12 protein-coding genes are annotated in these 15,649 nt (G+C 38.6%); 11 read left to right on the top strand and 1 reads right to left on the bottom strand.

Annotated elements, in window-relative coordinates:
* Nucleotides 1-102: 102 nt before the first annotated feature.
* The 4 genes from icmF to MKX78_RS22435 all read left to right on the top strand — a co-directional run bounded on the left by icmF (nucleotide 103) and on the right by MKX78_RS22435 (nucleotide 7,520).
* Nucleotides 103-3,366 carry a fused isobutyryl-CoA mutase/GTPase IcmF gene (gene icmF / locus MKX78_RS22450; protein ID WP_341052501.1) on the top strand — a complete coding sequence of 1,088 codons (3,264 nt, stop codon included), beginning with the start codon at nucleotides 103-105 and terminating at the stop codon, nucleotides 3,364-3,366.
* Nucleotides 3,367-3,997: 631 nt separating this feature from the next.
* Nucleotides 3,998-4,537, top strand: a complete 540-nt coding sequence (gene rpoE / locus MKX78_RS22445; protein ID WP_095371560.1) for a DNA-directed RNA polymerase subunit delta — start codon at nucleotides 3,998-4,000, stop codon at nucleotides 4,535-4,537.
* 282 nt (nucleotides 4,538-4,819) lie between these two features.
* The gene (locus MKX78_RS22440) at nucleotides 4,820-6,421 is read left to right on the top strand and encodes a CTP synthase (RefSeq protein ID WP_095371561.1); all 1,602 of its coding nucleotides are present in this window, start codon (nucleotides 4,820-4,822) and stop codon (nucleotides 6,419-6,421) included.
* Between the two features lie 160 nt (nucleotides 6,422-6,581).
* Nucleotides 6,582-7,520 (top strand): hypothetical protein, encoded by a 939-nt coding sequence (locus MKX78_RS22435; protein ID WP_341052499.1) that lies wholly within the window; start codon nucleotides 6,582-6,584, stop codon nucleotides 7,518-7,520.
* 246 nt (nucleotides 7,521-7,766) lie between these two features.
* Here MKX78_RS22435 and MKX78_RS22430 read toward each other — a convergent pair whose 3' ends face one another.
* Nucleotides 7,767-8,294 carry a DUF2529 domain-containing protein gene (locus MKX78_RS22430; protein WP_307318189.1) on the bottom strand — a complete coding sequence of 176 codons (528 nt, stop codon included), beginning with the start codon at nucleotides 8,292-8,294 and terminating at the stop codon, nucleotides 7,767-7,769.
* Between the two features lie 267 nt (nucleotides 8,295-8,561).
* Here MKX78_RS22430 and MKX78_RS22425 point away from each other — a divergent pair, with 267 nt between their 5' ends.
* The 7 genes from MKX78_RS22425 (at nucleotide 8,562) to MKX78_RS22395 (ending at nucleotide 15,562) form a co-directional block, all read left to right on the top strand.
* A complete protein-coding gene (locus tag MKX78_RS22425; protein WP_095371562.1) occupies nucleotides 8,562-8,930 on the top strand; it encodes a response regulator in 369 nt (122 codons plus the stop codon).
* Nucleotides 8,931-9,158: 228 nt separating this feature from the next.
* Nucleotides 9,159-10,016: a class II fructose-bisphosphate aldolase gene (locus tag MKX78_RS22420; RefSeq protein ID WP_095371563.1), complete on the top strand. Its 858-nt coding sequence runs from the start codon at nucleotides 9,159-9,161 to the stop codon at nucleotides 10,014-10,016.
* A gap of 458 nt (nucleotides 10,017-10,474) precedes the next feature.
* The gene (locus tag MKX78_RS22415) at nucleotides 10,475-11,761 is read left to right on the top strand and encodes a UDP-N-acetylglucosamine 1-carboxyvinyltransferase (protein WP_095371564.1); all 1,287 of its coding nucleotides are present in this window, start codon (nucleotides 10,475-10,477) and stop codon (nucleotides 11,759-11,761) included.
* Between the two features lie 92 nt (nucleotides 11,762-11,853).
* Nucleotides 11,854-12,816, top strand: a complete 963-nt coding sequence (gene glpX, locus MKX78_RS22410) for a class II fructose-bisphosphatase (RefSeq protein WP_095371565.1) — start codon at nucleotides 11,854-11,856, stop codon at nucleotides 12,814-12,816.
* 308 nt (nucleotides 12,817-13,124) lie between these two features.
* On the top strand, nucleotides 13,125-14,393 hold the full coding sequence (gene rho / locus MKX78_RS22405; protein ID WP_095371566.1) for a transcription termination factor Rho: 1,269 nt from the start codon (nucleotides 13,125-13,127) through the stop codon (nucleotides 14,391-14,393).
* Nucleotides 14,394-14,548: 155 nt separating this feature from the next.
* The gene (rpmE, locus tag MKX78_RS22400) at nucleotides 14,549-14,755 is read left to right on the top strand and encodes a 50S ribosomal protein L31 (protein ID WP_095371567.1); all 207 of its coding nucleotides are present in this window, start codon (nucleotides 14,549-14,551) and stop codon (nucleotides 14,753-14,755) included.
* Nucleotides 14,756-14,947: 192 nt separating this feature from the next.
* Nucleotides 14,948-15,562 (top strand): thymidine kinase, encoded by a 615-nt coding sequence (locus MKX78_RS22395; RefSeq protein WP_341052495.1) that lies wholly within the window; start codon nucleotides 14,948-14,950, stop codon nucleotides 15,560-15,562.
* Nucleotides 15,563-15,649: the final 87 nt, after the last annotated feature.

The raw sequence follows: 15,649 nt of genomic DNA, 5'->3' as shown, positions 1-15,649 counted from the left end.
CTGTAAAAATAACTGAAAATAAAATATTTTCACAACTAAGATTACCTTCACCGAAAGAAAGAACAGTGATGATTAATGCTGGATGAAGAGGAGGATTTATCCATGAGTACGATAGAGGTTTATAAACCAAAGAATCATGTCCGATTTGTAACAGCTTCAAGTTTATTTGATGGTCATGATGCATCTATTAATATCATGAGGCGTATTATTCAAGCGAGCGGGGCAGAGGTCATTCATCTTGGGCATAATCGGTCAGTTGAAGAAGTAGTGAATGCTGCCATACAAGAGGATGTCCAAGGAATTGCCATGTCTTCCTATCAAGGAGGTCATGTTGAATATTTCAAGTACATGTATGACCTCTTACAAGAAAAGGGAGCACCTCACATTCGCATCTATGGTGGCGGTGGAGGCGTTATTATTCCACGTGAAATTAGAGAATTGCACGAATATGGGATAGCAAGAATTTTTTCACCTGAAGACGGCAGAAAGAATGGCTTGCAAGGAATGATCAATGAAATGCTAGAAGAATGTGATTTTCCTACGTTTACTCAACAAGATGATAACCTAGTTAAGAAGCTTCCAGAAGGCAATGTGAACTCGATAGCAAGGTTAATTACAATCGCCGAACATCACATTAGTTTAGAGAAAGAACTTGCGGCCAGTCTGGATCCCGTAATGGATAAAGTGAAGAAACTAGAGAAACAAGTCCCAGTCGTTGGTATCACTGGAACAGGGGGAGCGGGTAAAAGTTCATTAACGGATGAACTAATTAGAAGGTTTATCCATGATATCCCTGATAAGAAAGTAGCTATTCTTTCAGTTGATCCGACAAAACAAAAAACAGGTGGGGCATTACTCGGAGATCGGATAAGAATGAATGCGATTTTTCATCCGAGAGTCTATATGCGAAGCCTGGCAACAAGAAAAGCGAGAAGTGAATTGTCACTGGCTATTAAGGATGCGATTTCAGTAGTAAAAGCTGCTGGTTTTGATTTAGTCATTGTCGAAACAAGTGGTATCGGTCAAGGGGATGCAGGTATTACGGATATTTGTGATGTCTCTATGTATGTGATGACTAGTGAATTTGGCGCTCCTTCACAGTTAGAAAAGATTGATATGATTGATTATGCTGATTTAATTGTTATCAATAAATTTGAACGTAAAGGGTCGGAAGATGCGAAAAGACAAGTGCAAAAGCAATATCAGCGCAGTCACATGCTATTTGAAAAAGAACTTGATGACATGCCTGTCTTCGGTACGATTGCCAGTCAATTTAATGACCCGGGCACGAATGCCGTATTTGCTAATCTTGTTGAAATCATAAATAAACAAGCGGGTTTAAATTGGGTAACCACTTATGAGAAAACGGCTGATGTAGAAAAACAAAATGTCATCATTCCGAATGATCAACGTTACTATTTAAGAGAAGTTTCTGATACGGTACGCACCTATCATAAAAAAGCCGAAGAACAAGCGGATTTAGCAAGAAAGCTTTTTCAGCTAGAGGGTGCAATGACCATGTTATCTGAAGAAAAAGATACAAGTGCGCACAGTGCCCTGCAAATGTTAAAAGATAAGACATATGAACAATTAACAATTGAATCTAAGAAGATATTAGAAGGTTGGGAGCAGTTAAGAGAGCAATACAAAGGTGATAAGTTTGTCACAAAAATAAGAGATAAAGAGATAGTAACTATTCTGCGGACGAAGAGCTTATCTGGCTTAGAGATCCCGAAAGTGGCTCTACCGAGTTATAAAGATTACGGGGAAATTATCAATTGGGTTTATAAAGAAAATGTACCAGGCTCTTTCCCTTATACAGCTGGTGTTTTCCCTTTTAAACGAGAAGGAGAAGATCCGAAGAGACAATTTGCAGGTGAAGGTACACCTGAAAGAACCAACCGTCGTTTTCATTATTTATCTAAAGATGACGATGCGAAGCGATTAAGTACAGCTTTTGATTCAGTTACTTTATATGGAGAAGACCCGGACTATCGCCCAGATATATATGGAAAAGTAGGAGAGAGTGGCGTTAGTATTTGTACACTTGATGATATGAGGAAGCTCTATGCGGGCTTTGATCTTTGTCACCCAACGACTTCTGTCTCTATGACAATAAATGGTCCGGCCCCTATCATCCTAGCGATGTTTATGAACACAGCCATTTCTCAGCAAGTTGAAAAGAAAGAAAAAGAATTAGGTAGGAATCTCACAGTAGAAGAGTTTGCAGAAGTCAGAGCTTTCACTTTACAAACTGTACGCGGAACCGTTCAGGCTGATATTTTAAAAGAAGACCAAGGCCAGAATACTTGCATATTCTCCACTGAGTTTGCCTTAAGAATGATGGGAGATATTCAACAATATTTTATTGATCAAAAGGTTCGAAATTATTATTCTGTTTCCATTTCAGGCTATCATATTGCCGAGGCGGGAGCGAACCCTATCTCTCAATTGGCGTTTACCTTAGCCAACGGTTTTACTTATGTGGAATATTATTTAAGCAGAGGGATGAATATCAATGACTTTGCGCCAAACCTTTCATTTTTCTTCTCGAACGGTTTAGACCCAGAATACACTGTTCTCGGTCGAGTCGCGAGACGTATATGGGCGACGGTTATGCGCGACAAATATGGTGCAAATGAGAGAAGTCAAAAATTAAAATACCACATTCAAACGTCTGGTCGTTCTTTACATGCACAAGAAATAGACTTTAATGATATTCGTACAACGCTGCAAGCATTAATGGCACTCCAAGATAATTGTAATTCTCTTCATACTAATGCATATGACGAGGCGATTACAACACCGACAGAAGAATCAGTTAGGCGAGCGATGGCTATCCAAATGATAATTACTAAGGAACATGGATTGTCTAAAAATGAAAATCCTTTACAAGGTGCATTCATTATTGATGAATTAACAGATTTAGTCGAAGAGCAAGTATTGGTTGAATTTGAGCGAATGAATGATCGCGGTGGCGTACTAGGTGCGATGGAGACACAATATCAACGCGGTAAAATTCAAGATGAATCGATGTATTATGAAATGAAAAAACATACAGGAGAGCTGCCGATTATTGGTGTCAATACGTATATCAATCCAAATCCACCAGCAGATGATGCAGTTGACAGTATGGAGATTGCCAGGGCATCTAAAGAAGAAAAAGAAACACAAATACGTAATCTGCAACTTTTCCAAGAAAGAAATCAAGCAGTTGCTCAAGAAGCACTGCAACGATTAAAAGAGGTTGCAGTAAGCGGTGGGAATATTTTTGACGAACTAATGGAAACGGTTAACGTAGCAAGTTTAGGACAGATAACAAATGCATTATATGAAGTGGGCGGACAATACAGACGGAATATGTAAATTGTCATAATTGAATAATAACCCGGACCATCTAAAAATGTTAAAAGGTGAGTTCGGGTTTTTAAACGTCTAGAGAGGATATTTTATTCATTGACTTTTCCGGAATGAATAAATTGGGTACAATGGAGTAAAGTGATCGTATTCAACAAAATTTCTTGAGTAAATAAGATATACAATTGCTAACCATCATCATATAATAGTATCGGTATGGATTTTGTTTTTTAAGGTGGGTGCGAGTGTGAAGCAAATTATGATTGTTTTTGCATTCATAGTGTTTATCATATGTGCACGATATCTTTATTCAATACAACTAGGGGCCATCCCCTTCTTTTTGTTGTCTGTCTTTTTTACTCTTTTAGCAATAAGATTGTATCAAAAGGAGAGACAACTCGAAGGTCAATGTAAAAAGTAGGAAAACTTATCGTTAAAGGTAGCATAAACACTAATAATTTGTTTATAATGAAGAATATGCGTTTTTTTCTTTTAAGAAGGCACCGCTGCTTGTAACCTAGAGATTGGACGAGTATGTTTAGGTTGTCTTTTTTATTTTTAGCGTTATACTATTAGGCACGAAATATTTGATTACATGTTGCTAATACATAGCTTGATATAGGGAAAGGAAGTGCTGGTCTTGAGTTTAAAAGGATACTCAAAAGAGCAATTAAAAGAAATGGCATTAATTGAAGTGGCTCATGAATTATTAAATGAAAGAAAAGAGCCTTTGGCGTTTGCTGACATTGTGAGTGAATTAAAAAACCTTTTGGATCTTAGTGAAAAAGAATTCCAAGAGAAGATTGCCCAGTTCTATACAGATTTAAATATCGAAGGGCATTTCATTGGTCTTGGAGACAATCGTTGGGGACTGCGTGCATGGTACCCTGTAGAACAGTATGAAGAGGAAGTTGTTACAGTTATTAAGCCGAAGAAGAAAAAGGCGAAAAAATCTGTAATAGATGAGGAAGAGGAAGATTTTGAAGAAGAAGACATCGATTACGATGATTTAGAGGATTACGATGATCTAGATGAAGACGATGATGTGGATGATCTTCTTGATGATGAAGACGATGACGATGAAGATATCGAAGAAGATTTCGATGAAGACGATGATCTCATCGATGATTTAGAAGATGATGATTTAGATGAAGATGAAGACGATGAGGACAGAAAATAATAGCCTTGACTTTTTTCTTGTAGCCTTGTAGAATCATTTTTGGGCTCCTTTAAAAAGGAACGATCATAAATTGATACGCTAAAAGCGCTCCCTTACTTAATTAAAGTAAGCGGGGCGCTTTTTATTTTTTTGAGTAAGGCTTGATAGTTGAGCATGTGCTGCTTCTACCAAGTTTTTCAAATAAAAGGTCGTGCATGGGACAATTTTTTATGAAAGATAAGATTCATCTTTTTAAACAAAGGATAAATGCACAAGCTATGAATAGTTAAGGGGGAATCATTCATGACAAAATATATTTTTGTTACAGGCGGCGTTGTTTCGTCATTAGGTAAAGGAATCGTTGCAGCATCTTTAGGACGTTTGTTAAAAAATAGAGGGCTTAGCGTAACGATACAAAAGTTTGACCCGTATATCAATGTGGACCCAGGTACAATGAGTCCTTATCAACACGGTGAAGTTTATGTAACAGGAGATGGCGCAGAAACGGATTTAGACTTAGGTCACTATGAGCGTTTCGTAGACATAAACTTAACTAAATACAGCAGTGTAACAACTGGGAAGATCTACTCAACGGTTCTACGTAAAGAGCGTCGTGGAGATTATAACGGAGGAACGGTTCAAGTAATCCCTCATGTTACAAATGAAATTAAAGATAAAGTTTTCCGTGCGGGACATGAAACGAATGCAGATGTCGTTATTACTGAAATCGGTGGAACTGTCGGTGATATCGAATCATTACCATTCCTAGAGGCGATTCGCCAAATTAAGAGTGATATCGGCCGAGATAATGTTATGTATATTCATTGTACATTGGTGCCGTATATTAAAGCGGCTGGAGAAATGAAAACAAAGCCGACACAACACAGTGTAAAAGAATTAAGAAGCTTAGGTATTCAACCAAATGTTGTCGTTGTCCGTACAGAAATGCCTATCTCTCAAGAAATGAAAGACAAGCTTGCACTCTTCTGTGATATTGATAAAGAAGCAGTTATTGAATGTAGAGACGCTGAAACACTTTACACTATTCCATTAGCTTTACAAGAACAAGGCTTAGATAAACGTGTATGCAAAGAGATGAAATTAGATTGTGCAGAAGCAGATATGACTGAGTGGAAACAACTTGTAGACAAAGTGCTTCACTTAACGAAGAAAACAAAAATTGCACTTGTAGGGAAATACGTTGCTCTTCAAGATGCTTATATTTCTGTTGTTGAAGCATTAAAACATGCAGGTTATGCACATGATGCAGATATTGATGTAAAATGGATCAATGCAGAGCATGTCACTAAAGAAAATGTTGCTGAACTTTTAGGGGATGTTGACGGTGTTCTTGTACCAGGTGGATTTGGGGATCGTGGGATTGAAGGAAAAATCCTAGCAACACAATATGCCCGTGAAAACAATAAACCATTCTTAGGCATTTGTCTGGGTATGCAACTGGCTACTGTTGAATTTGCTCGTAACGTTCTTGGATTAGATGGTGCACACTCAGCGGAAATCAATCCTGAAACGAACCACCCAATCATTGACCTTTTACCTGAACAAAAAGATGTTGAAGATTTAGGTGGTACACTACGTTTAGGCTTACAAGCATGTAAACTAGAAGAAGGTACAGCTGCTTATGAAGCATACCAAGATGAAGTCGTTTACGAACGTCATCGTCACCGTTATGAATTTAATAATCACTACCGTCAAGAAATGGAAGAAAAGGGTCTTGTCTTCTCTGGTACAAGCCCAGATGGTCGACTAGTAGAAATCATTGAATTGAAAGATCACCCATGGTTCGTGGCATCTCAATTCCATCCAGAATTCACATCTAGACCAACACGTCCACAACCACTTTTCCGTGACTTTGTCGGTGCTACAATCAATATCAATGAATAAATTGTTATAAGGAGGAGATTTCCGGATCTCTTCCTTTTTTTGTGTAAAATCAAGAATTCAAAAGGGTACAAAAATAAAATTTGGTATTTTTATTACAATCAATCTTCATGAAGCTAGCTTCTGTAAGTGGTATGACATTACTCAGAAGGAAAAACCAAAGGTGAGCGCTTCGCAAAAGGGGTTTGCAAGTCACTCAGAGAGAAAAGCAAAGGTGAGCGCTTCGCAAAAGGGGTTTGCAAGTCACTCAGAGAGAAAACCAAAGGTGAGCGCTTCGCAAAAGGGGTTTGCAAGTCACTCAGAGAGAAAACCAAAGGTGAGCGCTTCGCAAAAGGGGTTTGCAAGTCACTCAGAGAGAAAACCAAAGGTGAGCGCTTCGCAAAAGGGGTTTGCAAGCCGCTCAGAGAGAAAACCAAAGGTGAGCGCTTTACAAAAGGGGTTTGCAAGTCACTCAGAGAGAAAAGCAAAGGTGAGCGCTTCGCAAAAGGGGTTTGCAAGTCACTCAGAGAGAAAAGCAAAGGTGAGCGCTTCGCAAAAGGGGTTTGCAAGTCACTCAGAGAGAAAAGCAAAGGTGAGCGCTTCGCAAAAGGGGTTTGCAAGCCACTCAGAGAGAAAAGCAAAGGTGAGCGCTTCGCAAAAGGGGTTTGCAAGTCACTCAGAGAGAAAAGCAAAGGTGAGCGCTTCGCAAAAGGGGTTTGCAAGTCACTCAGAGAGAAAAGCAAAGGTGAGCGCTTCGCAAAAGGGATTTGCAAGCCACTCAGAGAGAAAACCAAAGGTGAACGCTTCGCAAAAGGGGTTTGCAAGTCACTCAGAGAGAAAACCAAAGGTGAGCGCTTCGCAAAAGGGGTTTGCAAGTCACTCGGAGAGAAAACCAAAGGTGAGCGCTTTACAAAAGGGGTTTGCAAGTCACTCAGAGAGAAAACCAAAGGTGAGCGCTTCGCAAAAGGGGTTTGCAAGTCACTCAGAGAGAAAACCAAAGGTGAGCGCTTCGCAAAAGGGGTTTGCAAGTCACTCAGAAGGAACACTAAAGGTGAGCGCTTTACAAAAGAGGCCCGCATGTCATTCAGAAAGAGAAAGAAACATGTATCAGTGTATATCGTAAATTTGTCACTGAAAAATGTATGAACGAAACAAAAAAGTTCACAGTAAATAATTTAGAATCGCTTCACACTTGCAAAGAAAAGTAATATTGGTTTAAAGAGACAATGAAACAAACACTAATCATTTATTTCAAAGCCGTTGTGTAGTTAAGAATATATGCGCCCGAGAAATGAGCCCTTCTATAACATATAAAAAAAGCAAGGAACCCCGTCAAAATGGAATCCCTTGCCTCATATAAATACACATATTAATAATCTGCTAATATCTCGTCTAACGTAAATTTAATTCCATGATAGATAAATAATGCTCCTATCGCAGATGGATAACCAACTCGTTCCCCGCTTTCATTTGGAACAAGTCCTTGCTTCAGTTGTAAGTCGAAATGTACATCGGAATAGGAGGCTAATTGCTCCGTGTTATCAGATGGAAGGGCACTTATTGTTGCAAAAGGTATGAATTGATTACTCAAATGTTGTGCTAATAGGAGTGCTTCCTTGTCATCACTCTCTCTGGTGATAATGAGAAAACGGTCACTAGCTGAGATATCATCAAATGATGCAGAAGAATCCCAGACTTTTGCGTTTGCCAGTGCGTCTACTCCCTCAGTTGCTTCGATACCGACAGCTTGCATCTCCTGTTTTCCGTAAATATATATATGGCCCTCACCGACACTCGCTTGAGCTAAAATTCGAGCAGCATCTTCTATTGATTCTTCATGATTGTCTTGCCATTTTTTAAATAAACCGAATAATTGTGTAGAAAAAATCTTTAACATTAATAATTCCTCCTGTACTTCTCCCAATATTATCATTATATTGAAATAAGACGAAATCACAAAATAATCAGGCTGCTCACTTTGGTTTTTTGGTGCTACAGTAATTGATTGATACACAACGAAAAGAGAACCATCAACTTGTCGAAATATAGCAATTAACGGCGATGACTCATTCTAGTTATTTTCCTAACAAATGCAGGAAAAAAACACTTAGAGTCGAATTTAAAAACATTAAGTATTCTTGATTAAACGAGAATGGGGTGTATTATGAAAGGGAAAATATTGATTGTCGATGATCAGTTTGGTATAAGGATTCTATTAAATGAAGTTTTACAGAAGGAGGGCTATGAAACGTACCAAGCAGCAAACGGAATTCAAGCCCTTGATATTGTAGCGAAGCATGACCCAGACTTAGTATTATTAGATATGAAAATCCCAGGTATGGATGGGATTGAAATTCTAAAGAGAATGAGAGAAGGGCATCATGATATAAGAGTCATCATTATGACTGCTTATGGAGAATTAGATATGATTCAAGAGGCAAAAGATTTAGGTGCTTTAACACATTTTGCTAAACCATTCGACATAGATGACATTCGGGCGGCAGTTAAGAAATATTTACCAGTACCTAAATAAGGTTATACAATTATGCCTTTTTTAATTAATAGTACATCTTATTTATGAAAAGTTATAACCTAATCATAGATTTTCTCTGCACATTTTGGTATGATACAAATGGAATTTATATGTTCATTTCATTTTTTCCGTTTGATGGAGAGCTATTAGGGTACATAAACATGTAGCTGGAAGGAAATCCTTTAAAAGGAATGACTGAAGTGAATAAGACAAGGAGGATTTTTACATATGCCTTTAGTTTCTATGACTGAAATGTTGAAAAAAGCAAATGCAGAGGGCTATGCAGTTGGTCAATTCAACTTAAATAATTTAGAGTTTACACAAGCAATTTTACAAGCAGCTGAGGAAGAAAAATCACCTGTAATTCTTGGTGTTTCTGAGGGTGCAGGTCGTTATATGGGTGGATTTAAAACGGTTGTTAAAATGGTAGAAGGTCTAATGGAAGACTATAATATTACTGTTCCAGTGGCCATTCATCTTGATCATGGTTCAAGTTATGATAAATGTAAAGAAGCAATCGATGCAGGATTTACTTCTGTTATGATTGATGCTTCTCATGATCCATTTGAGCAAAATATCGAAATCACTTCTAAAGTAGTAGAATATGCGCATTCAAAAGGAGTATCTGTTGAGGCTGAGCTTGGCACTGTTGGTGGACAAGAAGATGACGTTGTTGCAGATGGCGTTATTTATGCAGATGCAAAAGAATGTGAAGAATTAGTTCAGAGAACAGGGATTGACTGCTTAGCGCCTGCTCTTGGGTCTGTTCATGGACCATACAAAGGTGAGCCTAACTTAGGGTTTACAGAAATGGAAGAAATTCGTGGCTTAACAGGTGTACCACTTGTATTGCATGGTGGGACAGGTATCCCAACGAAAGATATTCAAAGAGCAATTTCTCTAGGAACAGCAAAGATTAACGTAAATACAGAGAACCAAATTGCATCTGCGAAAAAAGTACGTGAAGTCCTTGCAGCAGATGAAAAAATGTACGATCCACGTAAATATTTAGGGCCTGCTCGGGAAGCGATTAAAGCAACAGTAATTGGCAAAATGCGCGAGTTTGGTTCTGCTAACAAGGCATAAAATAGAAAAGAAGCCGTTGTCCATTCAACGGTTTCTTAAGCTTATTTAAAGCAACTTCTCAATTCAATCCCTCTTGACTCTCGGAAAACTCATTAGTCAACAATTTCCATCGGTGAATGAATCCATGATGCAAATGTTTCCTTAAAAATTTACATATTCATAACAATTCGAAACAACAACTACATTTCCAATTGTTATGGTGTAAAATAGGAGAAGGAAGATGCATCTAAATGCCTATCATATGTGAGCTTTTTAAAAATTGTTAGACATGTTAACATAAAGATGCTTATTTTTTCAATAGATAGACAACAATGGTAATGTAGATTACACCTGTGTTTTTTTAAAATGCGGGTTTGTTTTATGACTGATAGAGCAAAAGATTCCACATAGGACAAGCTTATTCTTATAGAGCATCCTCTATAAAGGGGTTGCGTTAACGGCTTAGAAGGGAGTTCAAAATGGAAAAGCTTATGATTGCAGGCGGGTACCCATTAAAAGGAACAGTGAGAATTAGCGGCGCGAAGAATAGTGCAGTTGCCTTAATACCGGCAACAATACTAGCAGATTCGCCTGTAACAATAGAAGGTTTACCAGATATTTCGGATGTGCAAATCTTAAAAGGTTTACTAGAGGAAATCGGTGGTGAAGTAACATTCGCTGATGGAGATATGCAGGTTGATCCTTCTGCAATGATCTCCATGCCTATGCCTAATGGCAAGGTGAAAAAGCTTCGTGCTTCTTATTATTTAATGGGGGCCATGCTTGGACGATTTAATAAAGCAGTCATTGGACTTCCGGGTGGTTGTCATTTAGGACCGAGACCGATTGATCAGCATATTAAGGGTTTTGAGGCACTCGGCGCAAGTGTAACAAATGAACAAGGCGCGATTTATTTACGTGCAGATGAACTAAGAGGTGCACGTATTTATTTAGATGTCGTCAGTGTTGGTGCAACCATTAATATTATGCTCGCTGCTGTAAAGGCAAAGGGTCGTACGGTTATAGAAAATGCGGCTAAAGAACCTGAAATTATTGATGTTGCTACATTGCTGAATAATATGGGTGCAAAAATAAAAGGCGCAGGTACTGATGTCATCCGTATTGACGGTGTAGATCAGCTCCATGGATGCCAACATACAATTATTCCTGATCGTATTGAAGCAGGGACTTATATGGTGCTTGCTGCAGCTTCTGGAGAGGGCGTTTTAATTGATAATGTTATTCCCCATCATCTTGAATCATTAACAGCAAAGCTAAGAGAAATGGGTGTACAAATTGAAGCGGGTGATGATCAAATTTTTGTCGGTCCCGCTGAAAAAATGAAGGCAGTAGATATTAAGACACTTGTATATCCTGGTTTTCCAACCGATCTTCAGCAACCATTAACGGCATTGTTAACGAATGCAGAAGGAACAAGCATGGTAACTGATACGATATATGGGGCTAGATTTAAGCATATTGATGAATTGAGAAGAATGAACGCCAATATTAAAGTAGAAGGTCGTTCGGCTATTATTAACGGCCCTATGAAGTTACAAGGTGCCAAAGTAAAGGCAAGTGATTTACGTGCTGGAGCGGCGCTAGTCATCGCAGGCCTTATGGCTGAAGGTGTAACAGAGGTTACAGGCGTTGATCACATTGATAGAGGTTATAGTCATTTAGTTGAAAAACTCAATGGTTTAGGGGCAACGATTTGGAGAGAAAAGCTAACTGATCAAGAAATTGAACAAATGAATAATGCTTAATGATGAATTGACAATGTTAAAAATGTACATCTAGATTCCGCATCGATTTCAGTACATACTGAGACGAAGTGAATATTGGGGAGGAAGTAAAAATGGAAAGAAGTTTATCAATGGAGTTGGTTCGTGTTACAGAAGGTGCAGCACTAGCATCTGCTCGTTGGATGGGCCGTGGATTAAAAGATGAAGCTGATGGTGCAGCAACTGAAGCAATGAGAGATATCTTTAATACAGTTCCTATGCAGGGCAGAGTAGTGATTGGTGAAGGTGAAATGGATGAAGCACCAATGCTATATATTGGCGAAGAGCTTGGAACAGGTTCTGGCCCTCAAGTTGATATTGCAGTCGATCCTGTAGAAGGTACAAGTATTGTTGCCTCTGGTGGTTGGAATGCGCTTGCGGTTCTGGCTGTGGCAGATAGAGGTAACTTACTATATGCACCAGATATGTATATGGATAAAATTGCCGTTGGACCTGAGGCGGTTGGGCAAATCGATATCAATGCTCCAGTGATTGATAACTTGAGAGCTGTTGCGAAAGCAAAAAACAAAGATATTGAGGACGTTGTTGCAACTGTACTTAATCGTGATCGCCACCAACATATTATAGAGCAATTGCGTGACGCTGGCGCTAGAATTAAGCTAATTAATGAAGGTGATGTAGCAGGAGCCATTAATACGGCATTCGATCATACAGGCGTAGATATTTTATTTGGAGCAGGTGGTGCCCCTGAAGGTGTTGTTGCAGCTGTAGCATTGAAATGTCTTGGTGGTGAATTGCAAGGTAAACTGCTTCCCCAAAACGATGCGGAACTAGAAAGATGTATTAAAATGGGATTAGATGTTAACAAAGTATTATTGATGGAAGACCTAGTTAAAGGCGATGACGCAATCTTTGCTGCGACAGGTATTACGGATGGAGAACTTTTGAAAGGCGTTCAATTTAAAGGATCTTACGGTTCGACGTCTTCTGTCGTTATGCGTGCTAAATCGGGCACAGTAAGGTTTATTGATGGTCGTCATAGCTTGAAGAAAAAACCTAATCTTGTAATTAAATAATTGATGATAGACCTAAGAAGTGCATCCTTGCATTTCTTAGGTTAAATTAAAATAGAAAGAATCCTTCCAAATATCCTACTATAAAATGTAGTTGCCTAACATAGAGGTTAGGGGTAAAATAAAAGATATTTTCAAAGGAAGACCAATCATTCCTCTATTACAAAGTAGAGTTGATTAAATCAAACTCTTCGTTTACTTCAGGAAGCCTCAAACATACTTTCCTTTCCAACCATATTCGAATGTATAATGAATCTTATTTCTTTAGCATATGGGGGAAATAATCGAAAAATCTAAAGAGTGGTGTAGAAATGGGACTAAATATTTCAAGTCTAGAGAATATGAAATTGAAAGAACTTTATGAACATGCAAGAGAATATAAAGTTTCTTATTATAGTAAATTATCAAAGAAAGAACTTATTTTTGCGATATTAAAAGCGAGAGCGGAACAAGAAGGATACTTCTTTATGGAAGGTGTTCTAGAAATCATTCAATCAGAAGGTTTCGGTTTCTTAAGACCGATTAACTATTCGCCTAGTTCAGAGGATATTTATATCTCTGCATCGCAAATTCGTCGCTTTGATTTAAGAAATGGTGACAAAGTTTCTGGTAAAGTTCGTCCGCCGAAGGAAAATGAACGTTATTTTGGTTTGTTACAAGTGGAAGCGGTTAACGGAGATGATCCAGAGACATCAAAGGAACGTGTTCATTTCCCAGGTTTAACGCCTCTATATCCTGATCGTCATATGAATTTAGAGACAAAAACAAGACATATTTCAACTAGAATTATGGACTTAATTTCACCAGTTGGTTTTGGACAACGTGGCTTAATCGTCGCTCCTCCAAAAGCAGGGAAAACGATGTTGTTAAAAGAAATTGCCAACAGTATTACAACGAATCATCCTGAAGCAGAGCTTATCGTATTACTTATTGATGAAAGACCGGAAGAAGTAACCGATATTGAACGCTCTGTTGCTGGTGATGTTGTTAGTTCAACATTTGACGAAGTGCCGGAAAATCATATTAAAGTGGCCGAGCTCGTATTAGAGAGAGCGATGCGTCTAGTTGAGCATAAGCGCGATGTTGTCATCTTAATGGATAGTATTACACGTTTAGCTAGAGCTTATAACTTGGTCATTCCTCCAAGTGGTCGTACGTTATCAGGCGGTATTGACCCAGCCGCATTCCACCGTCCGAAAAGGTTTTTCGGTGCCGCAAGAAATATTGAGGAAGGCGGAAGCTTAACCATCTTAGCTACTGCTCTAGTTGATACGGGATCACGTATGGATGATGTGATTTATGAAGAGTTTAAAGGAACGGGGAATATGGAATTGCATCTTGATCGTTCGCTTGCGGAAAGAAGAATTTTCCCTGCAATTGATATTAGACGATCTGGTACACGTAAGGAAGAATTGTTGATTCCTAAGGATCATCTTGATAAACTATGGGCAATCCGTAAATCAATGACTGATTCTCCTGATTTTGCGGAAAAACTCATGAGAAAATTAAAGCAAACGAAATCAAATGAGGATTTCTTTGCCTTATTGAGTGAAGAGATGAAAGCAAAACGCTCACATTAGGTTTGGAATCAAATGGTAAAGCTGATTCGTAATCGATGATTGCAAATTAAGCTCGACCTTGTTATAATGATTCCAGTGCGTTTCTAAGATTACGGTGAATCCGTAACTATATAACTCTGTTTCAGAATGATTCAGGGCGGAAGGAGATGAAAAGAATGAAAGCAGGAATTCATCCTAACTATAAAACAGCAATGGTGAAATGTGCATGCGGTAACGAATTCGAAACGGGTTCTGTACAAGAAGAAATCCGTGTAGAAACTTGCTCAGAATGCCACCCATTCTATACTGGACGTCAAAAATTCGCTGAAGCTGGCGGACGTGTTGACCGTTTCAATAAAAAATACGGCATCAAACAGAAGTAATTTAAATAACAATCAAAGCAGGCAAGTCATGATACTTGCCTGTTTTTTCATGAATGTCGAAAAATAGTGGTGCACACCACCACTATTTTTCGGCATTTAACATAAGAATGTTTCTTTTGTGAGACCTTAACAGTAAGGACTGTAATAGGTGTTTATAGATAGATTAGATTGTTGCGGAAGGAGAGACCTTTCATGTATGTTATCAATCATCATGGATGGGTTGAGGTAATTTGCGGGAGTATGTTCTCTGGTAAGTCAGAGGAGCTTATTCGCAGAGTAAGGAGAGCGCAATTTGCCAAACAGCAAATTGCTGTATTCAAGCCTCAAATCGATAAACGTTATAGTGAAGAATCAGTTGTTTCTCATAATGGGGCATCGTTTATTGCTCAACCTGTAGCCTGTTCAGAGGATATTTTGTCATTTGTTATGTCTGATACAGAAGTCGTAGCTATTGATGAAGTTCAGTTTTTTGATAATCAAATCATTGAAGTTGTGGAGATGCTTGCGGGGAACGGTCATCGTGTCATTGTGGCTGGGTTAGACGTTGATTTTCGTGGTGAGCCTTTTGGTCCGATGCCGGATTTAATGGCTACTGCTGAGTTAGTGACAAAACTACAAGCCGTATGTGCTGTTTGTGGTTCACCTGCTAGTCGAACGCAGCGTTTAATTGATGGTAAACCAGCATCATATACAGATCCCACCATTCTTGTTGGCGCATCGGAATCGTATGAACCTCGGTGCCGTGAACATCATGAAGTGATTGGCAAACCAAAAAGTATTAAAAATCACACGGAAATGATGAAATAACACATTTTTAATTGGAGACGCTAACTTTGGCGTCTTTTTTGGAACGAAAAAACTCCCTGGCATACATTTTTTTACATAGGAAATATT

This window comes from Cytobacillus sp. FSL R5-0569, from assembly GCF_038007265.1.
GTDB lineage: Bacteria > Bacillota > Bacilli > Bacillales > Cytobacillaceae > Cytobacillus > Cytobacillus kochii.
This window is presented reverse-complemented; position numbering and strand designations above follow the sequence as displayed.